This is a genomic window from Streptomyces sp. NPDC047971 (assembly GCF_040653355.1).
GTDB lineage: Bacteria > Actinomycetota > Actinomycetes > Streptomycetales > Streptomycetaceae > Streptomyces.
Genome location: NZ_JBEZNW010000002.1, coordinates 65,922 through 90,329, shown reverse-complemented (window position 1 = coordinate 90,329; position 24,408 = coordinate 65,922). Strand labels below are relative to the sequence as shown.

The 24,408-nt window shown below is 73.3% G+C and carries 18 protein-coding genes; 12 read left to right on the top strand and 6 right to left on the bottom strand.

Annotated features, from left to right (window positions below; all coding sequences use genetic code 11):
- Positions 1 to 17 precede the first annotated feature (17 nt).
- The gene (locus AB0D99_RS02995) at positions 18 to 824 is read right to left on the bottom strand and encodes a pentapeptide repeat-containing protein (RefSeq protein WP_362356223.1); all 807 of its coding nucleotides are present in this window, start codon (positions 822 to 824) and stop codon (positions 18 to 20) included.
- Between the two features lie 101 nt (positions 825 to 925).
- Here AB0D99_RS02995 and AB0D99_RS02990 point away from each other — a divergent pair, with 101 nt between their 5' ends.
- Entirely contained in the window at positions 926 to 2,446 is a 1,521-nt protein-coding gene (locus AB0D99_RS02990) for an alpha/beta fold hydrolase (RefSeq protein ID WP_362356221.1), read from the top strand.
- Between the two features lie 79 nt (positions 2,447 to 2,525).
- On the opposite strand, the gene AB0D99_RS02985 is transcribed toward AB0D99_RS02990, so the two are convergent.
- The gene (locus AB0D99_RS02985) at positions 2,526 to 4,151 is read right to left on the bottom strand and encodes an acyl-CoA synthetase (RefSeq protein ID WP_362356219.1); all 1,626 of its coding nucleotides are present in this window, start codon (positions 4,149 to 4,151) and stop codon (positions 2,526 to 2,528) included.
- Between the two features lie 178 nt (positions 4,152 to 4,329).
- Between AB0D99_RS02985 and AB0D99_RS02980 the strand changes: the two genes are divergently transcribed.
- The 9 genes from AB0D99_RS02980 to AB0D99_RS02940 all read left to right on the top strand — a co-directional run bounded on the left by AB0D99_RS02980 (position 4,330) and on the right by AB0D99_RS02940 (position 13,660).
- Positions 4,330 to 5,130 carry a crotonase/enoyl-CoA hydratase family protein gene (locus AB0D99_RS02980; protein ID WP_362356217.1) on the top strand — a complete coding sequence of 267 codons (801 nt, stop codon included), beginning with the start codon at positions 4,330 to 4,332 and terminating at the stop codon, positions 5,128 to 5,130.
- Between the two features lie 100 nt (positions 5,131 to 5,230).
- A complete protein-coding gene (locus tag AB0D99_RS02975; RefSeq protein ID WP_362356215.1) occupies positions 5,231 to 6,193 on the top strand; it encodes an OB-fold domain-containing protein in 963 nt (320 codons plus the stop codon).
- Positions 6,190 to 7,248, top strand: coding sequence for a thiolase domain-containing protein (locus AB0D99_RS02970; RefSeq protein ID WP_362356213.1), 1,059 nt, complete (start codon positions 6,190 to 6,192; stop codon positions 7,246 to 7,248). Before AB0D99_RS02975 ends, AB0D99_RS02970 begins: the two co-directional genes overlap by 4 nt.
- Positions 7,241 to 8,407 carry a thiolase domain-containing protein gene (locus AB0D99_RS02965; protein WP_362356211.1) on the top strand — a complete coding sequence of 389 codons (1,167 nt, stop codon included), beginning with the start codon at positions 7,241 to 7,243 and terminating at the stop codon, positions 8,405 to 8,407. The genes AB0D99_RS02970 and AB0D99_RS02965 overlap by 8 nt, the downstream gene beginning before the upstream one ends.
- A 78-nt stretch (positions 8,408 to 8,485) precedes the next feature.
- Entirely contained in the window at positions 8,486 to 8,728 is a 243-nt protein-coding gene (locus AB0D99_RS02960; protein WP_362356209.1) for a DUF397 domain-containing protein, read from the top strand.
- A gap of 48 nt (positions 8,729 to 8,776) precedes the next feature.
- Positions 8,777 to 9,187 (top strand): ACT domain-containing protein, encoded by a 411-nt coding sequence (locus AB0D99_RS02955; protein ID WP_362356207.1) that lies wholly within the window; start codon positions 8,777 to 8,779, stop codon positions 9,185 to 9,187.
- 106 nt (positions 9,188 to 9,293) lie between these two features.
- Entirely contained in the window at positions 9,294 to 12,497 is a 3,204-nt protein-coding gene (locus tag AB0D99_RS02950; protein WP_362356205.1) for an AAA family ATPase, read from the top strand.
- 279 nt (positions 12,498 to 12,776) lie between these two features.
- Positions 12,777 to 13,277 (top strand): hypothetical protein, encoded by a 501-nt coding sequence (locus AB0D99_RS02945; protein ID WP_362356202.1) that lies wholly within the window; start codon positions 12,777 to 12,779, stop codon positions 13,275 to 13,277.
- A gap of 17 nt (positions 13,278 to 13,294) precedes the next feature.
- Entirely contained in the window at positions 13,295 to 13,660 is a 366-nt protein-coding gene (locus AB0D99_RS02940; RefSeq protein WP_362356200.1) for an RNA-binding S4 domain-containing protein, read from the top strand.
- A gap of 26 nt (positions 13,661 to 13,686) precedes the next feature.
- On the opposite strand, the gene AB0D99_RS02935 is transcribed toward AB0D99_RS02940, so the two are convergent.
- The 3 genes from AB0D99_RS02935 to AB0D99_RS02925 all read right to left on the bottom strand — a co-directional run bounded on the left by AB0D99_RS02935 (position 13,687) and on the right by AB0D99_RS02925 (position 19,405).
- Positions 13,687 to 15,879, bottom strand: a complete 2,193-nt coding sequence (locus tag AB0D99_RS02935; RefSeq protein WP_362356198.1) for a terpene synthase family protein — start codon at positions 15,877 to 15,879, stop codon at positions 13,687 to 13,689.
- A 158-nt stretch (positions 15,880 to 16,037) separates the two neighbouring features.
- Positions 16,038 to 17,960: an N-acetylmuramoyl-L-alanine amidase gene (locus tag AB0D99_RS02930; RefSeq protein WP_362356651.1), complete on the bottom strand. Its 1,923-nt coding sequence runs from the start codon at positions 17,958 to 17,960 to the stop codon at positions 16,038 to 16,040.
- 320 nt (positions 17,961 to 18,280) lie between these two features.
- Positions 18,281 to 19,405, bottom strand: coding sequence for an aminoglycoside phosphotransferase family protein (locus AB0D99_RS02925; protein ID WP_362356196.1), 1,125 nt, complete (start codon positions 19,403 to 19,405; stop codon positions 18,281 to 18,283).
- 234 nt (positions 19,406 to 19,639) lie between these two features.
- Here AB0D99_RS02925 and AB0D99_RS02920 point away from each other — a divergent pair, with 234 nt between their 5' ends.
- Positions 19,640 to 21,136, top strand: coding sequence for a hypothetical protein (locus tag AB0D99_RS02920; protein WP_362356194.1), 1,497 nt, complete (start codon positions 19,640 to 19,642; stop codon positions 21,134 to 21,136).
- A 105-nt stretch (positions 21,137 to 21,241) separates the two neighbouring features.
- On the opposite strand, the gene AB0D99_RS02915 is transcribed toward AB0D99_RS02920, so the two are convergent.
- On the bottom strand, positions 21,242 to 22,708 hold the full coding sequence (locus tag AB0D99_RS02915; RefSeq protein WP_362356192.1) for a SpoIIE family protein phosphatase: 1,467 nt from the start codon (positions 22,706 to 22,708) through the stop codon (positions 21,242 to 21,244).
- Between the two features lie 196 nt (positions 22,709 to 22,904).
- Here AB0D99_RS02915 and AB0D99_RS02910 point away from each other — a divergent pair, with 196 nt between their 5' ends.
- On the top strand, positions 22,905 to 24,401 hold the full coding sequence (locus tag AB0D99_RS02910) for a hypothetical protein (RefSeq protein ID WP_362356190.1): 1,497 nt from the start codon (positions 22,905 to 22,907) through the stop codon (positions 24,399 to 24,401).
- Positions 24,402 to 24,408 lie beyond the last annotated feature (7 nt).

Sequence of the window (24,408 nt, the reverse complement as noted above, 5' to 3'; positions counted from 1 at the left end):
TCCGCGTCGCCGACTCCCTAGCGGGCCGCCCAGTGGCCGGGGCGCTCGAAGCCGGCCGGCAGCCGGGTCGAGGTGTCGCCGCGCGCCGCGTTGAGCTGGGGCTGGGTCAGGAACAGCGCACCGGTGAGGTCCGCACCGGAGAGATCGGCGTCGCGCAGGTCGGCGCCGATCAGGTCGGTGAGGGACAGATCCGCGCCCGTCAGATCGGCGGCGATCAGCAGCGCCCCGCGCAGGTCGGCGCCCCGCAGCCTCGCCCCGCGCAGCCGGGCGCCGATCAGGTCGGCGCCCCTGCGGCTCTTGCTCCTGCCGCCGGCCGTGGCGCGGACCAGCGCGCTGGTCTTCAGCAGGAGCGGGTTGACCTCGGCCCGGACGGGGCCCACGTCCAGCTTCTCCAGCTCCTCCGCCGAGCCCTCCGTCAGCGCCTCCACCCGGGCCGATGCCCGGCGCAGCTCGCCGTGGAGAGGGCGGGCCGCCGGAAGGGCCAGTGCCTCGGTGAGATAGCGCAGCAGCTCGTGCAGCTGGCGCATCACGGGGAACACCTCGTACATCCGCCGCGCGCTCGCCGGGGCCTCGCGCCAGGACACCCCGCCGAAGGTGACCTGCGAGACCTTCTGGCCGGCACCGAAGCAGTCGTAGACGGTGCAGCCCGAGAAGCCGCTCGGCCGCAGCTCGGTATGGATGCCGCAGCGGAAGTCCTCCCGGAGGTTCCGGCAGGGCTCGCCGGACGCCTTGTTCACCGCGAAGTCCGCGGACTTCGCGAACGGGAGGGCGACACAGCACAGCCCGAAGCAGTTGGCGCAGTCGCCTCGGAGGGTCTCGGGCATGGGTGAGCTGTTCCTTCGTGGAGGGTGGGGAAATCCCACCGTATCGCGCCGTCCGCGAAATTGCTTGCGAAGATCATCCGGCTCCGCGGACCATCGGGAACATGCCCACCTTCACGACGTACGACGGAACCGAACTCGCCTATGACGTGCGCGGGGAGGGCGAGACGCTCGTCTGCCTGCCCGGCGGCCCCATGCGCGACGCCGCCTACCTCGGCGACCTCGGCGGCCTCGCCGCCCACCGCCGCCTCATCGTGCTCGACCCGCGTGGCACAGGCGCCAGCGCGGAGCCCGCGGACCCCGCTTCGTACCGCTGCGACCGACAGGTGGCCGACGTGGAGGCGCTGCGGAGCCACCTCGGTCTGGAACGGATCGACCTGCTGGGCCACTCGGCGTCCGGAAACCTGGCCACGCTGTACGCGGCGGCGCATCCGGAGCGGGTGCGCTCCCTCGTCCTGGTCACCCCGGGCACGCAGGCCGTGGGGATCGAGATCACGGACGAGGAGTGGAACGAGGCCGGCGAGGTGTTCGCGGACCAGCCGTGGTACGCGGAGGCGCGGGCCGCGCTGGCGACGATCGGCCCCGACACCCCCGTGGCGCGGATCATGGAGCTCGTCTCCCCCTTCGTCTACGGACGCTGGGACGAGGCGGCCCGGGCCCACGCGGCCGCCGTCACCGACCAGGCGCACTGGGAGGCCGCGGCGGCGTACTACGCGCCCGGCGCCTTCGACCCGGAGAGGACCCGGGCGGCGCTGACCGCCGTCACCGCCCCCGTGCTCGTTCTGGCCGGGGAGTACGACGGAGGGCCGTCCCCCGCTCGGGCGGCCGAACTCGCCGCGCTCTTCCCGCACGCTCGGCTCGCGATCCAGCGCGGCGCGGGGCACTTCCCGTGGGTGGACGACGCGGGCGCCTTCCTCCGTCCGCTCGCCGCGTTCCTCGACCCCGAGGTCCGTACGGTGACCGTGGACGGGGTCGCGCTCGCGTACCGGGTGTGGGGCGAGGCCGACGCCGCGCCCGTGGTCCTGGTCCACGGCCGGGGCGGGAACGGCACCGACTGGGGGCGGATCGCGGAGGAACTGGCCGCCGACCGACGCGTGTACGCCGTCGACCTGCGGGGGCACGGCCTGAGCGACTGGACGGGACCCTACGGGTTCGACGTGTTCCGTGACGACCTGCGCGGGTTCCTGAAGGAGCTGGACCTCGTCGGCGCCGATGTGATCGCGCACTCGATGGGAGGCGGCGCGGCCTGCCTTCTCGCGATGGAGGAACCGGGCATGATCGGCCGGCTCGTCCTGGAGGAGGCGCCCGTCTTCCTCCCGCTCGACCCGCCCCGCGGCCGCGCCCCGCGACCCGCGGGACCCCTCGGGCTTGACTGGGACGTCGTGCTCGCCACCGACGCCCAGCTGAACGCACCGGACCCCGCCTGGCGCGAGGGCCTCACCGCGCTCACGTCCCCGACCCTGATCCTGGCGGGCGGCGAGGGCTCCCCCCTCGCGCGGGAGCGGCTGTCCTCGATGGCGGACCGGATCCCGGACGGCCGACTCGTCACCATCGACGCGGGCCACGAGATCCACGCGGCCCGTCCCGCCGAATTCCTCGCCGCGATCCGGGAGTTCGGGATCTGACCGCACCCGGTTGCGTGGCGGCGGCCCGGCGCCTACCCGAGCCACGGCAGCCCCGAGCAGTCCGGCCGTCCGGCCCGCCCTAGGCCCCCGCGTCCTCGGCCGCCGCCACCGTGCGGGCCCAGCGGTAGTCCGCCTTGCCGCTCGGGGAGCGCTCGATGTGGTCGGTGATCACCAGCTGGCGGGGGATCTTGTAGCCGGCGAGCCGGGTCCGGCAGTGGGTCTGGACCGTCTCCAGATCGAGGACGGGCGCCCCGGCGCGTAGCTGGACCACGGCCGCCACATGGTTGCCCCACGTCGGGTCCGGGACTCCGGCGACCAGTGCGTCGTACACGTCCGGATGAGACTTGAGCGCCTGCTCGACCTCCTCCGGATAGACCTTCTCCCCACCGGTGTTGATGCACTGGGAGCCGCGCCCGAGGACGGTGACGATGCCGTCCTCGTCGACGGTCGCCATGTCGCCGAGGAGCACCCAGCGTTCCTCGCCCTTCTGGAAGAAGGTCTCGGCCGTCTTCGCCGGGTCGTTGTAGTAGCCGAGCGGTACATGGCCCCGCTGGGCCAGGCGTCCCACCTCGCCGACCGCGACCTCGGCGTACGTCGCCGGGTCCACCACCCGCGTCCGCTCGTTGACCTCCAGCCGGAAACCCTTCTCCGGACCCGAGTCGTCGGTCGCCTTGCCGTTGGAGCCGGACTCGGACGAGCCGAAGTTGTTCAGCAGAAGCACGTTCGGCACGAGCGCCTGCAGCTGTTCCCGTACCGTCTCCGACATGATCGCCCCGGAGGAGGAGATGCTGAAGAGGGAGGAGAGGTCCGTCCCCCTGAGCGGGCCGTGGAGCGCGTCGATCAGCGGCCTCAGCATGGCATCGCCGACCAGCGACACGCTGGAGACCTTCTCCTTCTCGATCGTGCGGAGCACCTCCTCGGGCACGTACTTGCGGTGGATCACCACCCGCTGCCCGTAGTTGAAGGCGATGAACGAGGTCAGCGTCGAGGTCCCGTGCATCAGCGGGGGAGCGGGGAAGAAGGTGATCCCCGCGCCGCCGGCCGCGACCCGCTCCGCCAGCTCGTCGGGCCGTTTGACGGGCTCGCCCGCCGGGTCGCCGCCGAAGAGCCCGGCGAAGAAGAGGTCCTCCTGGCGCCACATGACGCCCTTCGGCATCCCCGTCGTCCCGCCGGTGTAGATGATGAAGAGGTCGTCGGCCGAGCGCGGTCCGAAGCCGCGCCCGGGTGAGCCGGCCGCCTCCGCCGCCGGGTACGCCACGCAGTCCAGCGGTGGTGCGCCCTCGGGCGGGGTCCCCACCCGCACGAGGTGCCGCAGCTTCTCCGTCCGCGGCAGCGCGGCCGCGACCCGTTCGGTGAACTCGGCGTCGAAGACGAGTGCCGCCAGGTCGGCGTCCCGGTAGAGGTAGACCAGCTCCTCCTCCACGTAGCGGTAGTTCACGTTGACCGGCACGATCCGTGCCTTCAGGCAGGCCAGGACGGTCTGCAGGTACTCGACGCCGTTGTACAGGTGCAGGCCGAGATGCTCCCCCGGCCGGATGCCGGAGTCGATCAGATGGTGGGCGAGGCGGTTGGCGGCGGCGTCCAGCTCGGCGTACGTGAGCCGGCGTTCGGCCCCGGTGCCCGGGTGGTCGACGTACACGAGCGCCTCGCGGTCCGGGACCACGTCGACGACCGACTCGAACAGGTCGGCAAGGTTGTACTCCACCGTTCCTCCTGACTCCGCTGGTCGTCCTGGCCTGCACCGGCCGAGGCGGTCATTAGAGCGCCGACGGGCGACGGTGGGAAGGGGGTGCGCAGAAGAATCTGACTGAGTGTCAGAAAACTATTGAACTGGACGCGCACCTCCTGCAACCTGTTCCAGGTCTGGAGACGGGAGGACGTCCATGGGTGGGACCGAACACCTCACCGTGCAGCGCGAAGGCGCCACGCTCGTGCTCACACTCAACCGGCCGGAGGCGAAGAACGCGCTCTCGCTGCCCATGCTGGTCGGGCTCTACGACGGCTGGCTGGAGGCCGATGCCGACGACACGATCCGCTCCGTCGTCCTGACCGGGGCGGGCGGTTCCTTCTGCGCCGGGATGGACCTCAAGGCCCTGGCCGGCAAGGGCATGGAGGGGGAGCAGTACCGGGACCGCATGACAGCGGACCCCGATCTGCACTGGAAGGCGATGCTGCGCCACCACCGTCCGCGCAAGCCGGTGATCGCCGCCGTCGAGGGCTACTGCGTCGCCGGTGGCACCGAGATCCTCCAGGGCACCGACATCAGGATCGCGGGCTCCTCCGCCACGTTCGGGCTCTTCGAGGTGAAGCGCGGACTCTTCCCGATCGGCGGGTCGACCGTCCGCCTGCCCCGCCAGATCGCCCGGACGCACGCGCTCGAAATGCTGCTGACCGGGCGCCCGTACACCGCCGAGGAGGCCGCCCGCATCGGACTCGTCGGCCGCGTCGTCCCCGACGGCACGACGCTGGACGCGGCCCTCGCCGTCGCCGAACAGATCAACGCCTGCGGGCCGCTCGCCGTCGAGGCGGTGAAGGCGTCCGTCTACGAGACCGCCGAGATGACCGAGACGGACGGGCTGGCGGCCGAACTGAAACGCGGCTGGCCGATCTTCGCGACGGCCGACGCGAAGGAGGGGGCGCGCGCCTTCGCGGAGAAGCGGAAGCCGGTGTACCGCCGGGAGTGACGGCCCCGCGCCACCCGGCCCCGGGGCGCCGACCCGTCCCGGGCCCGCCCGCAGGGCTCCGCCCGTTCCGCACCCGACCTCCGAAGGAGACCGCCCGCCCATGACCTCCGCCCCCGCGCCGGACACCCTGCGCGCACCGCTCGTCGTCGAGTTCCCCTTCACCCGGTCCCTCGGGCCCGTGCAGTCCGCGTTCCTGACCGGGCTGCGCGAGCGGACCGTGCTCGGGGTGCGGACCGAGGGCGGGCGCGTCCTCGTGCCGCCCGTCGAGTACGACCCCGAGACCGCCGCCGAACTCCGCGAACTCGTCGAGGTCGGCGTCACCGGCACCGTCACCACCTGGGCCTGGAACCCCGAACCGCGCCGCGGGCAACCGCTGACGACGCCCTTCGCCTGGGTCCTCGTCCGGCTCGACGGCGCCGACACCGCCCTGCTGCACGCCCTCGACGCGCCCGGACCCGAAGCCGTCCGCACCGGGATGCGGGTACGCGTCCGCTGGGCCGCCGAACGGAGCGGCGCCATCACCGACATCGCCTGCTTCGAACCGTCCGGGAGCAGCGACGACGGCACCCCCGCGCGCGACCACGACGGCACCTTCGCCGACCCCGTGACCGGCATCGTCGCGGCCGCCCGGCTCGACTACACGTACAGCCCCGGCCGCGCGCAGACGCGCTATCTCCAGGCGCTCGCCGAGAACCGGACCGTCGGAGAGCGCTGCCCGTCCTGCGCGAAGGTCTACGTGCCGCCCCGGGGAGCGTGCCCCACCTGCGGCGTCGCCACCACCGAGCAGGTCGAGGTCGGGCCGCGCGGCACCGTGACCACCTTCTGCATCGTCAACATCAAGGCCAAGAACCTCGACATCGAAGTGCCGTACGTCTACGCCCACATCGCCCTCGACGGCGCCGGGCTCGCCCTGCACGGCCGTATCGGCGGCATCCCCTACGACCAGGTCCGCATGGGGCTGCGCGTGGAACCCGTCTGGAGCGAGGACGGCCGCTACCCCGACCACTACCGGCCCTGCGGCGAACCCGACGCCGACTACGACACCTACAAGGAGCTGCTGTGACGCCGGACCGAGAGGTGGCGATCGTCGCCTTCGCCCAGACCGACCACCTCCGGACCACGGACGAGTTCTCCGAGGTCGAGATGGTCATGCCCGTCCTCCACGAGGTGCTGCGGCAGACCGGCCTGAAGACCTCCGACATCGGCTTCACCTGCTCCGGCTCCTCCGACTACCTCGCCGGGCGCGCCTTCTCCTTCACCATGGCCCTCGACGGCGTCGGTGCCTGGCCCCCGATCTCCGAGTCCCACGTCGAGATGGACGGCGCCTGGGCGCTCTACGAAGCCTGGGTGAAACTGCTGACCGGGGAGGCCGACACCGCGCTCGTCTACTCCTACGGCAAGTCCTCGCCCGGCTCCGTGCGCGACGTCCTCACCCGGCAGCTGGACCCCTACTACCTCGCCCCGCTCTGGCCCGACTCCGTCGCCCTCGCCGCGCTCCAGGCGCGGGCCCTCATCGACGCGGGCCACACGGACGAGCCCGCCCTGGCCTCCATCGCCGCCCGCAGCCGCGAGGACGCGAGCGCCAACCCGCACGCCCAGCTGCCCGGCGCCCGGCCCCAGGGCGAGTACGTCGTCGGTCCGCTGCGCACCGGCGACTGCCCGCCCGTCGGGGACGGCGCGGCCGCCGTCGTCCTCGCCGTCGGGGACAAGGCCCGGGAGCTGTGCGAGCGGCCCGCCTGGATCCGCGGCATGGACCACCGGATCGAACCCCACGCCCTCGGGGTGCGGGACCTCACCGACTCGCCCTCCACCCGGCTCGCCGCCGAACGCGCGGGCGCCTTCGAGCGGCCGGTCGACACCGCGGAACTGCACGCGCCGTTCACCTCCCAGGAGGTCGTGCTCCGCCGAGCCCTCGACCTCGACGACAGGGTGAGGGTCAACCCGTCCGGCGGAGCGCTCGCCGCCAACCCGATGATGGCCGCCGGCCTCATCCGGCTCGGCGAGGCAGCCGCCCGCATCCACCGGGGCGCCTCCGACCGCGCCCTCGCCCACGCCACCTCCGGCCCCTGCCTGCAACAGAACCTGGTCGCCGTCCTGGAAGGGGAGCACCGTGCCTAAGGAGCCAGTCGCCGTCGTCGGGATCGGCCAGACCAAGCACGTCGCCGCCCGGCACGACGTCTCCATCGCCGGACTCGTCCGCGAGGCCGCCCAACGCGCTCTCGCGGACGCCGAACTGACCTGGGCGGACATCGACGCCGTCGTCATCGGCAAGGCCCCGGACTTCTTCGAGGGCGTGATGATGCCGGAGCTGTACCTCGCCGACGCGCTCGGCGCGGCCGGCAAACCCATGCTCCGCGTCCACACCGCCGGTTCCGTCGGCGGATCCACCGCGCTCGTCGCCGCCAACCTGGTGGCCGCCCGCGTCCACGGGACCGTCCTCACCCTCGCCTTCGAGAAACAGTCCGAATCGAACGCCATGTGGGGCCTGTCCCTGCCGGTCCCGTTCCAGCAGCCGCTGCTCGCCGGGGCGGGCGGCTTCTTCGCCCCGCACGTCCGCGCCTACATGCGGCGCACCGGGGCCCCCGACACGGTCGGCTCCCTCGTCGCGTACAAGGACCGGCGCAACGCGCTGAAGAACCCGTACGCCCACCTCCACGAGCACGACATCACGCTGGAGAAGGTCCAGGCGTCACCGATGCTGTGGGACCCGATCCGCTACTCGGAGACCTGCCCGTCCTCCGACGGCGCCTGCGCGATGGTCCTCACCGACAGGGCGGGTGCCGCGCGTGCGCCCCGCCCGCCCGCGTGGGTGCACGGGGGCGCGATGCGCAGCGAGCCCACGCTCTTCGCCGGCAAGGACTTCGTCTCGCCGCAGGCCGGCAAGGACTGCGCCGCCGACGTCTACCGACAGGCGGGGATCACCGACCCGCGCCGGGAGATCGACGCCGTCGAGATGTACGTCCCGTTCTCCTGGTACGAGCCGATGTGGCTGGAGAACCTGGGCTTCGCCGAGGAGGGCGAGGGCTGGAAGCTCACCGAGGCCGGAGTCACCGAACTCGACGGCGACCTGCCGGTGAACCCCTCGGGCGGAGTGCTCTCCACCAACCCCATCGGCGCCTCCGGGATGATCCGCTTCGCGGAGGCCGCGCTCCAGGTGCGCGGGCAGGCCGGGGAACACCAGGTGGACGGGGCGCGCAGGGCGCTCGGACACGCCTACGGAGGGGGCGCGCAGTTCTTCTCGATGTGGCTCGTGGGGGACCGGCCACCGGCGGTCTGAGGTCTGTCGGCACCCGGTGCCGCTCGCTACCCTGAGCCCTCGGACGACGATGTCGCGTGATGCGGGAGGAGCACGGACGTGGCGGAGAGCACCACCACCCAGCACGCCTTCGCGGGCTGGGACAAGCCGGAACTCGACCTCAGCGGAGCCGACTGGCGGTCGAGCAGCCAGGGAGCGGGAGACGTCCAGATCGCCTTCGTGGAGGGCTTCATCGCGATGCGCAACGGCGGGCGGCCCGAGGCGCCGTCACTGATCTTCACTCCGGCCGAGTGGCGGGCGTTCGTGGTCAACGCACGCGAAGGTGAGTTCGACCTGACCTGACGTGCCGCCGGCCCTGCCGGTGGTCCCGCCCGCCCTAGGGTGGTGATCATGAGTGCAGAGCGTGATCTGACCCGGCTCGTCGCCGGGATGCGGCCCGAACTGAACCCCGGCCGCTACGTCTTCGTCACCGTGGACGGCCCCGCTCCGGCGGGTGTCGTCCCGGTGGCCACCATCGCCGAGCGCGAGGGGCTCACCCTCGTCGTGCGCCAGGAGGAGGCCGACGCGGCCTCCTTCGCGTACGACTACGTCGCCGGCTGGATCACGCTGCGGGTCCACTCCGCCCTCGACGCCGTCGGACTCACCGCCGCCGTCGCCCGCGCACTCGCCGAGGCCGGGCTGAGCTGCAACGTCGTGGCCGGATTCCACCACGACCACCTCTTCGTCGAACACGCCCGCGCCGAGGAGGCGTTGACCGTCCTCAACCGGCTCGCGACGCGCGCCACCCGGTCTTCCGTCTAACCGTCACAGGGGGCGCTCACGGGCGTACGCTGGGATCTTCGCGGGGCCTCGGCCCGGCCGCACTCATCCGCGCGCCGGGTGTGCGCCCCCGGCGTGGGGGTGGAACGTGACAGTACGGAGCGACAGAGCGGGCCGCCGTGGGTTCGGACTCTTCGAGCGCGATGCCGAACTCGCCGCGGCGGAGGAGGCGCTGAACCTGCTGACGGGTCTCGGCGGCGACGACCCGTGGCCGACGACGCCCGCGTCGGCCGAGCGCTTCCCGCTCCCGCGCGAAGCCGCGGAGCGGGTGGCACCGGAGGGCCACCGGCTGCGCCTTCTGACGGGCCCGGCCGAAGGGCCGCAGCGCGGGCACCCGAGCGCCTTCGGGCACCCGGCGGTCCCGCGGCCCCCGAAGGAGCACGAGGACCGGGACGCCCCCGGCGGGGCGGCGCCTCCGGCACGGCCCGACGCGGGGACGGAGCACGCCGACCAGGACGCCCCCGGGCAGTCGGCGGGCCAGGGCGCCGGGGCCTCCCACCCGCGGGGAGTCCGCGCCCCGCGCGGAGGCGTACTGACCTACGCCGCACCCGCCGGGCTCGGCAAGACCACGCTGCTCGCCGAGATCCGGCGGCGCGCCGCCGCCAAGGGCTGCGCCGTCCTCTCCGCCCGCGGCGGGGACCAGGAACAGCAGGTCGCGTTCCATGTCGCCCGGCAGCTGCTCCAGCCCCAGCTCGCCGCCTCGTCCGACACCGAACTCCGCACGCAGCTGGGCAGTTGGTACGACATCGTCGGCCCCGCCCTCGGCCTGTGCACCGCGGGTGAGGGGTCGCCTCCCGACCCGCAGGGGCTGCGCGACGGACTCGACTGGGTGCTGACCCACCTCGCCGTCCGACGCGCGCCGCTCGTCGTCGTCCTCGACGACGCCCACTGGGCCGACCCCGAGTCCCTCGGCTGGCTCTCCGCCTTCGCGCCCCGCTCCGAAGAGCTGCCGATGCTCCTCGTCGTCGCCTACCGTCCCGACGAACTCCCGGACACCGGAGAGGAGTTCACCGGCCGGCGCTCGGGCCAGCGTCCCCTCGGACTCGAACCGCTCACCTCGTCCGCCATCGCCCGCCTGGTGCGCGACCGGGTCGGCGCCCACGCCGACGACACCTTCTGCCGGGAGTGCTGGGCCGTCACGTCCGGCAACCCCTTCGAAGCGGTCGAACTCGCCGCCAAGGTCCGCGACCGCGGCCTCGAACCCACCGCGGAGGGCGCCCACGAACTCCGTGACCTCGCCGCCGCCGCGAAGGGCAGCGGACTCGCCGCCCGCCTCGAACGGCTCGGCACCGCCACCGTCCGCCTCGCCTGGGCCTGCGCCGTCCTCGGCACCGAGATCTCCCCGCAGCTCGCCGGCGCGGTCGCCGGACTCGGCGGAGAGGCCGTCGCCGACTGCGCCGAGCGGCTGCGCGACGCCCGCATCCTCGCCGGAACCGAGACCCTCGAATTCGTCCACCCGCTGATCGCCACCGCCGTCTACAAGGCGATCCCCCCGGCCACCCGCGTCGCGCTGCACGGGCAGGCCGCCTGGTGCGTCATCGACGCGGGCCTCGGCGCCGGCGCCGCCGCCCGGCACCTCCTGGAGACCCACCCCGAGGGCGACCCCTGGGTCGTCGAACAGCTCCGCGCCGCCGCCTACGAGAACCTGCGCGCCGGCGCCCCCGACGCGGCCCGCCGCTTCCTCGCCCGCGCCCTGCGCGAACCACCCGCCGACGACGACCGCGCCGCCGTCCTCTTCGAGCTCGGCAGCGCCTCCCTGCTCACCGAGCCCGCCACCACCGTCAACCACCTGCGGGCCGCCCTGGCGGAGCCGATCTCCGACCCGGCCCTGCGCCACGGCATCGTCTACCGGCTCTCCCAGGTCCTCGCCCACAGCGACCGGCTCGTCGAGGCCTCCGAACTCCTCGGCCGCGAGTCCCGCCTCACCACCGACGCCCGCAGCCGCCTGCGCATGCAGGCGGAGAAGTTCATGTGGGACGCCTTCCGCGCCGACGAGCCCGACTCGCCCGCCCGCTCCCGCCGGCTCTCCCGGCTCGCCGACCGGCTCACCGGCCGTGACCTCACCGAGCGGTACGTCATCGGACTGCGCGCCTGGGACGCCACCCTGCGCGCCGAACCCTCCGCGGTCGCCGTCGGACACGCCGAGCGCGCGCTGGAGGGCGGCCTGAGCTGGGCGGACGAGAGCCGTGGCTTCGAGGTCCCGGTCCTGGTGGCGCTGACCTTCCTCTACGCCGACCGGCCCGGGCGCGCGGAGGAGCTCTTCGCGGCCGGCACCGCCGAGTTCGAGCGCCAGGGCTGGCGCGGGGCCCACCTCTCCTTCGCGTACACCCTCCTCGGCTACATCCGCTACCGGCGCGGCCGCCTCGTCGAGGCCGAGGACTTCGTCCGCGCGGGGCTGCGCCTCGCCGAGCGCGTCGGCCCCCGCACCCCCGCCCAGTGGTACGCGGTCGGCGTCATGATCGAGGTGCTGCTCGCCCGCGGACGGGTCGAGGAGGCCGACCGGATCGCCCGTACGCACGACTTCGGCGAGCCGTTCCCCGCCGCCGTCACCTTCCCCGACTCCCAGACCGTCCACGCCGAACTGCTCCTGGCGAGGGGGCGCACCGAGGAGGCGGCCGCGGAGCTGTCCGCGGTCGGCCGCCGCCTCGACCCGCGCGGGATGCGCAACCCCGCCTGGTGCCCCTGGCAGCTCCACCTCGCCCTCGCCGAGGCGTGCGAGACCCCCGAGCGGGCCCGGGGAACCGCGCTGGAGGCGGTCGCCCGAGCCCGCCAGTACGGCGCGCCGTCCGCGATCGGCCAGGCGCTGCGGGTGACCGCGGAGGTCACGGGCGGGGACGAGCGGGTGAAGCTCCTGGAGGAGTCCGTCGACTGGCTGGAGCGGTCGCCCGCGGCGTACGAGCTGGCGCGCTCCCTCGTCGCCCTCGGCGCGGCTCTGCGCCGCACCGGCCGCACGGACGAGGCCGCGGAGTACCTCTACCGAGGTCTGGAGGCCGCGCAGACCTGCGGCGCGGACGGCCTGGGACAGGAAGCCCGCGCCGAGCTCACCGCCGCCGGTCTGCAGCCCCGCACCCTCCACCCGGCCGGCACGGACACGCTCACCGCGCGTGAGCACGCCGCCGCCCAGATCACCGTCCGTGGCGAGGACGCGGTGGCCGCCCTGGAGGCCGACGCGGCCACCGTGACGCAGCTGCTGTCCTCGGTCTACCGCAAGCTGGGCACCGACCGCGCGGGCCTCCCCCAGGCCCTGCGCAAGACGGGCCGCGAGACGCCCGGGTCCGGCAGCCCCGGCTGAGCCCACGGTTCGCCCACCGGGCCCTCCGGCGCACGGGCTGCCGCCGGGCCGGGCACCGGCGTGCGGGGACCACGCCGACCTGCCTCCGGACCGCCGTGCCGGGATCACGACGGCCCGCCGCCGCACCGGCGTGCCGGGCCCACGACCGACCACCCCCGCCCGGGCATGCCGGGACCACGACGACCCGCCTGCGCACCGCTCTGCCACGGCCACGACGGCCCGGTCACCAGACCCGCCCCGGCGCGTCGCATCGGGGTCCGGGACACGTACCATGGCCCTATGTCCTTCCTCCGCCGCCGCAGCGCCGCCACACCCGCGGGCCCGGACTTCGACGTCCTGGCCATGGACCCGGGGGACTGGCCCGGCAACCTCGGCGCCGGTCTGCTGCCCGCCCCCGACGGCAGCTGCCAGGGTGTCTTCCTGCGCTACGACCTGTTCGGCGGCCGCGGCCCCGCGATGATCATCGGCAATCTGCCGGAGGGCTCCCCGGCCCGTGAGCTCGCCGACGGCCAGATCCCCTTCGAGGTCGCGCAGCTCCTCGCGGCCCTGGAGAACGACGAGCCGGTGGAGGTCCTCGAGACCGAGGACATGCCCGTGATGCAGGGGGACAACCTGCTCATCGTGCGCCGCATCAAGCTCTCCGAGAGCCGGATCTCCTGCGTGCAGTTCGACCGCAGCGACAATGTCCTGGTGACGATCGCCAGTTGGGACCGGCCCATCACCGACGATCTCTACGCCCTCCTCAAGCCGCTGCCCGCCGAACTCTTCCAGCAGGGCTGACGGGGAGACGGCGGCCGATGAGCGCACGCGTCGACAGCTGGATCTGGGCGGTCCGTCTGACCAAGACCCGCTCCCAGGCCGCCGCGGCCTGCCGGGCCGGACACGTCAAGGTGAACGGCGAGCGGGCCAAGCCCGCGCAGCCGGTGAAGCCCGGCGACGAGGTCCGGGTCTTCCACGGTGGCCGGGAGCGGATCGTCGAGGTCAAGCAGCTCCTGACCAAGCGCGTCGGTCCGCCGGTCGCCGCCGAGGCGTACGTCGACAACAGTCCGCCGCCGCCCCCGCGCGAGCACGTGGCGCTGGCCGGTGTCCGCGACCGCGGCGCCGGCCGCCCCACCAAGCGCGAGCGCCGCGAACTGGACGAGCTGCGGGGCCGCTCCTCCTAGGGCGCCCCGCCCCCGCCGTCACCGTCTCACGGGGCGAACAGCGTGCCCACCCGTGCCGCCGACGTCCCGATCCCGATTGCGCCCAGCCGCACCAGCGCCGCCGCACCGCCGCCCGAGCGCGTCTCGTCGGCTCCATAACGCCGTACGCCCCGATGCCAGTTGAGGATGCCGGCCAGCCAGTCCTCCAACTCCCGCACGTACGCCTCCAGCGCGGCCCGCCCGGCCGTGCCCAGCGCGAAGTCCTCGTACAGCATGGGCAGTTCGTGTCGCTTCACATGCTCGAACTGGCGCAGGCGCCCCCGCATCAGATCGTCGACCATCGACACGGCCGTCGGGTAGTCGCAGTCGAAGAACGTCTGCAGCACCAGAACGCCGTTGTGGATCTCGCCCTGGACCTCGACCTCCTTCCGGTACGAGAAGAGGTCGTTGAGGAGCGCCGCGTAGTCCGCCGCCGCGTTCTCCAGCGTGCGGACCGTGCCCGTACGGTAGATCCCCGGAGGCAGTGCCTCCGCGTGGCGCAGCCGGCACAACAGCATCGTCAGCTCGGAGCCGAAGGTCGTGCGCCGCATCTCGATGTAGTCCACCGGGTCGGGCACCCGGTGCTGGGTCTGATTGAGCAGCTCCCACATCCAGCTGTCCAGCATCGCGTGGAGCGCGGTCCGCAGCTGCTCCCTCGCCTCCGTCGCCATCGGGGCCGTCGTACGGGCCCACAGATCGGCGAGCGCCCGCTCGATCGGCGTGACCGCGGACGCCCTACCCGCGGCTGGATCACCCACGGAGGCAAGGGACTTGAGGCGCTCGGTGCACTCCTTGGCGCCCAGCAGGTTGTGCGGCCGGCCGAAGGCGAGCGGGTAGTAGTCGTCCCCGTACGTGCCCCACGTCAACCACTCGGCGTTGAGTTCCAGCTCCTCCGCGGTGGCGTCCGGGTCGAGGCCCGCCGAGCAGAGCGCGAAGTCGAAGCCCTCCAGCATCGGCCGGTCCCAGATGTCGTCGAGCAGCCCCATCCGCTCCGCCCAGTCGACCGAGAGCCGCCGTGCCTCCTGGTGGTGCGGGCTCAGCGACAGGGCGTAGGGGAGGTCGAACTCGGGCAGCGGCGAGGGTCCCACCTTCTGGTGCGGGACATGCGTGAGGGTCCGCAGCCGCGCCGCGGCGGGGCGCCCGAAGAGGGTGCGGATGTCGAGCGCGGACGTGCCGAGCACGCCGTCGAACCGCGAAGGTCCGGTGTCCAGGCCCTCGTTCATGTAGCGACTGGACCGCAGATGCCACTCGTGGCCCCCGGACTGCCAGTCCTGCAGCCCCTTCGCGTACGCGGCGACCGCCGCGCACTCCCCGGGACCCAGCCCCTGCTCCAGACAGAGCCCCGGAACCTCGGTGAGAGCCGTGTTCTCGAACTGCTGCAGCCGTGAGGTCAGCAGATCGTTGACGGCCTCGGCCGCCTCCTGGGTCGTGCACCCGAGGAACTTCTCCAGGACCAGCACCCCGTTGCTGTTCTCCCCCTCGTCCTCGACCTCCCGTTGGTACGAGAACAGGTCGTTCCGTAGATGCACGGCGTCCGAGAAGGAGTCCCGCAGTACGCGCAGCGGACGGGAGTGCGCCACCCGCTCGGGGACCTCGGCGCCCGCCGCGTACTCGACGAGCCCGGCGGACCACGGCGCTCCGCCGACCTTGCGGCGCATCTCGATGTACTCGACGGGATTGGCGATCCGCCCCTCGTTGATGTTGTCGAGCTCCCACAGCGACTCGTAGAGCAGGGCCTCGGTGGCCTCCGAGAACCGCGCACGCCACGCGGGGGACATGGCGGGGACCGTCCGGGTCCACAGATCCGCGAGCCCGGCCTCGACCGGGTTCGCCGGGTCCGGCATCGCCGTCGCCGGGTCCCTCGGCATGAACGCCGGCAGCCGGTCCAGATACGCCTTGCCGCCCGCCCGGTCCTGGGTTCGCTTGAAGATCTCCAGGAAGTGGTCGTCGAAGAAGAAGACCCAGGTGTACCAGTCGGTCACCAGGGACAGCGCCTCGGCGTCGCAGTCGGGGTGGGTGTACGAACACAGGAGCGCGTAGTCGTGGGACTCCAGGTCGTGCTCCTCCCAGACGCCCGAGCCCTCCAGCATCCCCATCGCCCGGGCCCACTCCCGGGTGTGCACGCGGGCGGTCTCCACGTGGGGGTTGAGCCGCGCCGGATACGGGACGTAGAAATCCGGCAGAACGAAGGGCTGAGACATGCGTGCGGGGCCTCTCGGTGAGCGTGGGCGATGTCCGGCCGAGCCCTACCCCGCCCCCATGTGGCCCACGCCGCACCCGGGTTAGTCATATGAGCGCGCGCGGTGTCGACGCGCCCCCGCGCTTGTCGACACCGCCCGCGCCCCGTCGGGCACTCCGCTCAGGAGCGGGAAACCCGCACGTCGGAGACCTTCACGAAGGCCACCCGATGGCCGAACTGGATCTCGTAGTACTCCTCCTGGCCACGGACGACCCGATGACCGGTCGTGTCGAACACCGGCGCGAAGTAGTACTCGCCCGGGGTGCGATCGCCCACCACGTACGACTGGCCCGCGAGCAGTCGGTACGGCAGCGGTGACACCGCCTGTACCGGCACCCCGGCCGGGTACGCCGCAGCCTCCGGGTAGGCGCGCCCGTACACCGGGACCTCGGTCGCCCCCTCCTTCGGGGTCAGCACGAGACCCCGGGAGTTCACCGCCGTCGGCCGCTTCACCGGGTTGTGGAACCACGCCTTCTGCCCCAGGTACCAGATCGCCGTCCAGTCGCCGTCGCGCTCCGCCACCGCGTACTGCTGTCCGGTCGAGGCCCGCGCCCCGGTGTCGTTGACCCCCGTCGTCGACCCCTCGCCACCCGGCCGCAGGCCGACGTCCTTCACCAGCGGGGCGTCGGCACGGGGCGCCGTGTGCAGTCGCACCGCGCCGCTGCCGTGGGGCGCGCATGCCTCTCCCGCCGTCACGCAGCCGGTGTACACCGGCTGGTGGGCGCTGTAGTCCGGCCGGATCGTGACCACACCCGCGTTCGGGCCCGCGGTCGGCGTGAACGGCCTGCCCAGCAGCCGGAAGTAGTGGGCCCAGTCCCAGTACGGCCCCGGGTCGGTGTGCATCCCGCGGATCGTCGAGGTGACCGTACCGGGCACGTTGTCGTGGCCGAGGATGTGCTGCCGGTCGAGCGGGATGTCGTACCGCTGCGCCAGGTGGCGCACCAGTCGCGCCGAGGTCCGGTACATCGCCTCCGTGTACCAGGAGTCGGGCGCCGTCAGAAAGCCCTCGTGCTCCAGGCCCACCGACTTGGCGTTCACGAACCAGTTGCCCGCGTGCCAGCCGACGTCCTTCAGCGGCAGGTGCTGCGCGATGTGCCCGTCGGAGGAGCGCAACGAGTACTGCCACGACACGTACGTGGGGTCCTGCACCAGCTTGAGGGTGACGTCCCAGGTCGCCTCCGTGTCGTGGACGACGATGTAGTCGATGGACTGGGAGGCGGGCCGGTTCGCCTTGTCGTGGTTGCCGTAGTCCCCGTCCCCGAACTCCTCGTACGGCGCCGGGATCCACTCGCATGCCACCGTGCGCGGGCACTCCGTCGGCCCGGTCCTCGGCTCGCGCAGCCCCAGCGACTCCAGCTGACCGGTCGCGGGAGCGACATCCGGGTCGGCCGCGAGCGTCACCACCTGCCCGCTGTCGGTCGTACGGCTCTCACCGCTCCGGAGCACGTCGAACACGTCGTCGGCGTAGGACGACGCGGTGGCGGTGTCGTCGGCGCCGGAGTAGCGGGCCACCGCCCCGTACCAGTCGGCGGGGTCCGGGCTCAGCGGCCGGCCCGACGCCCGCTGCGCGGCGGCGAGCAGGGCGGCACCGCCCTCGATGTTCGCGGCCGTGCTGGTCCGCAGCTCCTCCGCGGGGATCCCGGACAGCCGCGCGGCGCGGTCCAGCGTCCTGAGGCGGTCCGGAAGGTCGGCAGCCGTGGGCAGCGCCGCGGCCTCCGTCGCCCCGTGGCGCGCGGCACGCGCGTCGTCGCCCCGGGCGTCCTCCTCGCCGTGCGAGTGGTGCGGTGCCTGGGCCAGCGCGGTCACGGCGTCGGTGAGGTGCATGGGGCCGTAGCCGCCGGTCACGCTCGGAGCCCCGCCGTGCGCGTCCCACCGCGACTGGAGGTATGACACCGCGAGCAGCACACCGGGCGGAACGCCCTGGCGCTCGGCGGCGGCGGCGAACTGCCGCTGGAGCGATCCGGCCTCCAGTGGCCCGGCGGTGGCCGTCGGTGCGGCCGAGAGAAGAGGGAACAGCAGAGCGGCGGACGCCACGGCGCCCACCGTCCGGGCGCCCCGTCTGTGCGACGCGGAACGGTGCAAGGCAGCCTCCGGATGCGTGGGGTGATGAGGGGGCGTGCGAGGCCGAACCCGTACAGGGGTATCGGCTTCCGGACGATCCGTCAATCACCCTTCACCACACGGGATTTCCCATGTCAGGTGGCATGTCGCGGAGTTTCGCGACGAAGGGGCGCGGGCCTGCGGCGCGTCAGTGGAGTGGACCAATGAGACGTGGGGGGAGAGGGGAGAACACACACCGCGCGCCCGGTGTGTCGGCACCGGGTGCGCGATGTGTCACCCCCGTGGGGCCGGTCGGGGCGGCCTCACCGCGTACCGACCGCGGCGCGCACGGCCCGCCGTGCCATGGCGCAGTCGTCGTGCAGCCGCCGCAGCAGCAGCCGCTGCTCCTCACCGGGCGAGACCGCACCGGACGGAACGGGGACCGAACCGGCGGGCGGCGCTTCCTTGATGGTGCGCTGCACCGCCGTCTCGTAGGTCCGGATCTCCCGTGTCAGCACGATCATCAGGTTCACCAGGAAGGCGTCCCGGGACGCCGCCCCCGCCTGCTGGGCGAGCTGGCTGATCTGGCGGCGCGCGAGCGGCGCGTCACCGAGCACCGACCACATCGTCGCCAGGTCGTAGCCGGGCAGGTACCAGCCCGCGTGCTCCCAGTCGACGAGGACCGGCCCCGCGGGGGAGAGCAGGATGTTGGAGAGCAGGGCGTCGCCGTGGCAGAACTGGCCCATGCCCTGGCGTCCGCCGGCCTGCGCCAGGCCGTGCAGAAGCTTCTGCAGGTCGTCACGGTCCCGGTCGGTGAACAGCCCCAGCTCGTGGTAGCGCGCGATGCGCGAACCGTAGTCGAGCGGAGCGTCGAAGGTCCCGGCCGGTGGCCGCCAGGCGTTCAGCCGGGCGATCGCACCGAGCGCCGCCCGCAGATCCGCGCGCGGCGGGGCCTCCAGGGGGTGACGGGTCAGAGCCGCCGCCCGTCCGGGCATCCGCTCGATCACCAGCGTGCCGTTGTCGGGGTCCGCGGCGATCAGCCGCGGGGCACGCACGGGCGGGCGGTGTCGGACGAACGAGCGGTAAGCAGCTATTTCGTGCTGGAACCGCTCGACCCACGCGGGGGAGTGGTCCAGTAAACACTTCGCGACCGCGGTGGTCCGTCCGGTGGTCCCGACGATCAGTACGGAACGCCCGCTGCGGCGGAGTACCTGCACCGGGTTGAACTCCGGGCAGATCCGGTGGACGGAGGCGATCGCCATCCGCACCTGGGCCCCCTGAGGGCCCGACAGGTCGATTCTCCCGCTGGGAGTCTGAGCGGCAGGGCCCGCCCAGCGCCTCGCACGGCCCGCCGGAGGGGCGGGGGCGAGATACGGTCCGCTGCCGGCCGGCACGGAACGGTGCTGCGGCCGGGGCGGGGCGGACACGGAGGACGATGCTGTGTACATGGAGGAGACAGATCCCTTCGTGTGCCGACGAGTTGCATGCGTCGCCCCGCCCGGCCTCCGGTCCGCACCCTGGGGAATGAGGGCCGGTTACCGGGGCGGGGTGGCGCGTTCCTACCTGACACCCGGGCGCGGGTGGCGGAACATCGGGCGCACCCTGGCGAAGCATGGCGAATAGTCGCCAGCCCTATGACAGGGGGCTACTGTCAACTCAGCCGAGAACCTGGGGGCTTAGACGTGACCGGACAGACCAACACCCGCCTGGCAGACCTCTTCGGCCTCGCCGGCTGGTCCAAGGGAGAGCTCGCGAGACTCGTCAACCGGCAGGCGGCGGCCATGGGCCACCCGCAACTGTCGACCGACACCTCGCGGGTGAGGCGATGGATCGACATGGGGGAGACCCCGCGCGATCCCGTCCCCCGGGTGCTGGCGGCTCTGTTCACCGAGCGACTCGGCCGTGTCGTGACCATCGAGGACCTCGGGTTCGTACGACACGGGCGCGCCGGGAAACGGCAGAACGTCAGGAACAACGACAACCCTGACGGGCTGCCCTGGGCGCCCGAGCGTACGGCAGCGGTCCTCACCGAATTCACGGGAATGGACCTCATGCTCAACCGACGCGGCTTGATGGGCGCGGGCGCCGTGCTCGCCGCCGGCTCCGCACTCACCAGCGCCATGCACGACTGGCTCCACACCGACCCCGCGCGCGTCGCCGCGCAGGCCCCCCGCGCCAACGATCCCCTCCACGCCGACCCCGCTGGGTTCGACCGCTACGAGGCCGCCCCCATCGGGTCGGAGGAGATCGAGGCGCTGGAGCGCTCGGTGGAGGTGTTCCGCGCCTGGGACGCCTCCCGTGGCGGCGGACTCCAACGCAAGGCAGTCGTAGGACAGTTGAACGAAGTGGGCGGAATGCTCGCCTACCACCACCCCGATCATCTCCAGCGACGTCTGTGGGGCGTGGCGGCCAACCTGGCGGTCCTCGCCGGCTGGATGTCCCACGACGTGGGCCTCGAACCCACCGCCCAGAAGTACTTCGTCATCGCCGCCCACGCGGCCCGCGAGGGTGGCGACCGGCCACGTGCGGGCGAAGCCCTGTCCCGCGCCGCGCGCCAGATGGTTCACCTCGGCCGGCCCGACGACGCCCTCGACCTGATGAAGCTCGCCAAGTCGGGCTCGGGCGAGGAGGTCCTGCCGCGCACCCAGGCGATGCTGCACACCATCGAGGCATGGGCGCAGGCGTCCATGGGCAAGGGCCAGGCGATGCGCCGCACCCTCGGCGAGGCCGAGGACCTCTTCGTCTCGGACCGTTCGGACGTGCCGCCGCCGAGCTGGATGCAGAACTTCGACGACGCCGACATGCACGGCATGCAGGCCCTCGCCTTCCGCACCCTCGCCGAGCACGATCCGTCGGCCGCCGTCCCGGCCCAGCGCCACGCCAAGCTGGCGCTCGAACTGCGCCGCAACGGACACAACCGCTCCAAGCTCTTCGACTACATCTCGCTCGCCTCGGCCTGTTTCATCGCCGACGACCCGGAGCAGGCCGACCGGTACGCCCGGCTCGCGCTCGTCTCCATGGGCGAGACCTCCTCGCACCGCACCTGGGACCGGCTGCGCGAGATGTACCGGCTGACCGGGCAGTACGCCGGCTACGCCAAGATCGAGGATCTGCGCGAGGAGATCGAGCTCGCGCTGCCCAAGCCCGCCGCGAAGCGGCCGAGGTCCGGCACGATCTGAGGCGGCCCGGCGCGGCCGGCCGCCCTCGGCGGCGTCCGCCACCCACCCCGTACATACGAGAAAGGGCACACCGGTCCTGCCGGTATGCCCTCCTGAGCTCCCTGTCTACCGACCGACCTGGACCACCATCACGCAGGCGTCGTCCTCGCGCGGTGCCTGGCCGAACTCCTCGACGACGGACCGGACGCACTCCTGGGCGTCCCGCGCGCCGGCCAGCCGCGGCGCCAGTTCGAGCAGGCGCCGGGTACCCGTGTCGTCCATGCCGTCGCGGCGCGTGAGTCCGTCCGTGTGCAGCATCAGCAGGTCGCCGGGGAGGAGTCGGATCTCGGACTCCTCGTAGGCGGCCGCGGCCGTCGCGCCGAGGAGCACGCCGTCGGGTCGCTTCAGCGCGCGCCCCGTTCCGTTGCGGAAGAGCAGCGGGGCGGGGTGGCCCGCCTGTGCCCAGGAGAGCGTCTGGCTCGCCGGGTCGTATCGGCAGCACATCGCGCTGCCGAGCGCGGGCTGCACCGAGGTCTCCAGCAGCTGGTTGAGATGGCCCATCAGGGCGCCGGGCCTGATACCGGCCACCGCCATCCCGCGCAGTGCGCCGAGGAGCATGGCCATCGAGGAGGTGGCGGCGACACCGTGCCCGGTGAGGTCACCGACCGTCAGCAGGGCGTCCCCGTCGGGGAGGGCGAGCGCGTCGTACCAATCGCCGCCGATCAGGCCGGTCGTCGCGGCGGGCAGATAGTGGCCGGCGACGTCGAGCGGGGCGCCGGGGCCGCTGTGCGCGAAGCTCAGGGAGCCGCGCCATGGCGGCAGGACCGCCTCCTGCAGTTCGACGGCGACCCTGCGCTCGGTGCGTTCGATGTGGCGGCGGCGCTGCAGGCTGTCCCGGGACTCGCGGACGGCTCGTTCGCTGCGGCGCAGTTCGCTGACGTCCCGTAAAACGGCCCACATGGACGCGGTGCAGCCGTCGGCGTCGAGGACCGGCTCGCCCATCATGTGGAGCGTGCGGACCCGGCCGTCGGTGCGGACGATCCGGAACTCGCCGTCGATCGGCTTTCCGTCGATCAGACAGTCCGTCACCATCGCCTGGAGCAGGGTCTGGTCCTCGGAGAACACCATCGACGGCAGCTCGTCGAGCGACATCGGGCCGCCCTCGGGCGTCCTGCCGAAGATCTGGTACAGCTCCTCGGACCAGCTGACCTCGTCGGTCAGCAGATTCCATTCGGCGCTGCCGACGCGGTGCAGCAGGGATCCGGTGCGGGCGGGGGCCGGGGCACCGTAGGCGGCGCCGGGGTCGGAGGCGGCCTCCGGCTCGATCGTGTCGGCACCGGTCACGACGGGGAGCTCGTCCGGCAGGCCGGCTCTGAGCTGGCCCAAGTGGGCGCCCAGATCGTCGAGTTGATGCACGGCGAGGTCGCACAGGGCGCGCTGCCAGCGGTTCTTCGGGTCGTCCTCGTCCAGCACCGCGTCCCGGCGCACGGCGTCCACGTCACCGCGCAGACGACGGGTCTGCGAGATCAACGCGTCCACCGTGCCGGGCTCCGGCGGCTGAGCGGGACGGTCCGCGAACAGATGGGACGGCATGTCGTACTCCGATACAGGCGCGGCGGGCGATCTGTGGAACAAGGCCCGGATACGACTGTTGCACAGGCAAGGACAGCCCGTAAGAGATTTGGCAACACTCGATACGGTGGTGCTTCTGGCATATGTCAAAGGCCCACCGATTGTCGGCCATCGGGGTGATAACGAGAAGGTGCGGTGGGAAGGTTACGGTGCAGGTGTGGTGAACGACGAGGTGGACACGGTGGGTACGGCGCTGCTGCTGGCGGCGGCGCCGGCGGGGCGGGGACGGGCGGTGGACGCGGCCTCGGTGCTGCCCGCGCTGGCGGCGGTGCCGCCGAGCGCGCTGACGGGCACTCCGGCGGCGACGGTCGTCGAACTGGCCGACCCGCTGGACCCGCAGACCGTACTGACCCGGCTGCGGGCTGCCGCGGCGACGGCGGGGCCGCTAGCGGTCTACCTCGTGGGCCAGCTCCAGCTCGACCGGCGCCAGCACCTGCCGCACCTGGCGCTCGCCCGCAGCACCCCGACGACGCTGCGCTACACGGGGCTGCCGTGGCACTGGCTCGCGTCCGAACTCGCGGCGCGACGCCCGGGGACCACGACGGTGGTGGCGGACCTGGTCGCCGACCCCGAGCTGTGGCAACGCCTCGGCGCCGTCCCCTCGCTCCTCTCCCTCGGCCCGGGCCCGCGGCTGTACGGCAGGGTGGCCCCGGCACCGCGCCGCGGTGACCCGGTGACCCCGGAGTACCTCCGCCACTTCGCCACGATCTGGCGCACGGGAGCCCGCCCGCCACTGCCCCATCTCCACGCGGAGGCGGCGGCCCAGCAGGCCGGGACGGAGGCGCTGCTGCTCACCCCGGCACAGGGACCGGGCGCGCCGGGCGCGCTGCCCCTGCCGGGGCACGGGCCGGCACCGGCACCCCTCGGTGTGCCCGCCCCGAACCCGCCGCCGGTCCGCCGCGGGGCTCCCGCACCGGTCTCGGTGCCCGCCCCCGACGTGACGTCGGTGCCGACAGCGGTGCCCGCGCGGGTTCCCGTGCCTGCCTCCGACCTGGCTCCCGTGCCGGCCTCCGACCTGGCTCCCGGGCCGGTCTCGGTGCCCGCCCCGGACCTGGCGCCGCTGCCGTCAGCGCTTCCCGCCCCCGTCGCGGCGCCCCGGCCGCTTCCGGTGCCCGTCGCTCCCCTCCCGGTGTCCGCTCCCTCGGGGGCCCCGGTGCCCGTCCCGGACCGCGCCGTGCCGGCCGTCCCGCCCGCCGGGGCTTCCGCCCCCGGCGATCCGCCCGCCCCGGCGGTCCCCGCCGGAGTACCCGATCCGCATCCCGCGATCCTCGCGGCGGCGCGGGCCGGGCGGCACGGGGAGGCCGTGGCGGTGGCCGTCGCGTGGGAGCAGGAGGCTCTGCGACGGTACGGGCCCCGGTCCCAGCAGGCCGTCCACTGGATGGAGGTGCGGGCCGATCTCGCCCGACTCGCGGGCGAGCCCGCCCGCAGCTGCGAGTTGTGGATCGCGGCCGCCCAGGCCCGGCTCGGGCTGCGCCAGGAGCCCGGGGAGGCCGACGTCGAGGGCGCCGTCGACCGGGCACATCACCAGTGGGAGCAGATCGAGGACCCCGCTCGGGCCCGTGACCTGGGGCCCGCGCTCGTCGCGCTCCGCGAGCGCGTCCCGGGGCGCAGGGCCGGGGCCCTGGCCGCCGTACAACGCAGGATGCGGCTCTGACACATCC

Excerpts from the sequence above, each read along its gene's own strand:
- AB0D99_RS02995 (WP_362356223.1), bottom strand. The coding sequence starts at position 824 with ATGCCCGAGACCCTCCGAGGCGACTGCGCCAACTGCTTCGGGCTGTGC.
- AB0D99_RS02990 (WP_362356221.1), top strand. The coding sequence starts at position 926 with ATGCCCACCTTCACGACGTACGACGGAACCGAACTCGCCTATGACGTG.
- AB0D99_RS02980 (WP_362356217.1), top strand. The coding sequence starts at position 4,330 with ATGGGTGGGACCGAACACCTCACCGTGCAGCGCGAAGGCGCCACGCTC.
- AB0D99_RS02975 (WP_362356215.1), top strand. The coding sequence starts at position 5,231 with ATGACCTCCGCCCCCGCGCCGGACACCCTGCGCGCACCGCTCGTCGTC.
- AB0D99_RS02955 (WP_362356207.1), top strand. The coding sequence starts at position 8,777 with ATGAGTGCAGAGCGTGATCTGACCCGGCTCGTCGCCGGGATGCGGCCC.
- AB0D99_RS02945 (WP_362356202.1), top strand. The coding sequence starts at position 12,777 with ATGTCCTTCCTCCGCCGCCGCAGCGCCGCCACACCCGCGGGCCCGGAC.
- AB0D99_RS02940 (WP_362356200.1), top strand. The coding sequence starts at position 13,295 with ATGAGCGCACGCGTCGACAGCTGGATCTGGGCGGTCCGTCTGACCAAG.
- AB0D99_RS02935 (WP_362356198.1), bottom strand. The coding sequence starts at position 15,879 with ATGTCTCAGCCCTTCGTTCTGCCGGATTTCTACGTCCCGTATCCGGCG.
- AB0D99_RS02925 (WP_362356196.1), bottom strand. The coding sequence starts at position 19,405 with ATGTACACAGCATCGTCCTCCGTGTCCGCCCCGCCCCGGCCGCAGCAC.
- AB0D99_RS02915 (WP_362356192.1), bottom strand. The coding sequence starts at position 22,708 with ATGCCGTCCCATCTGTTCGCGGACCGTCCCGCTCAGCCGCCGGAGCCC.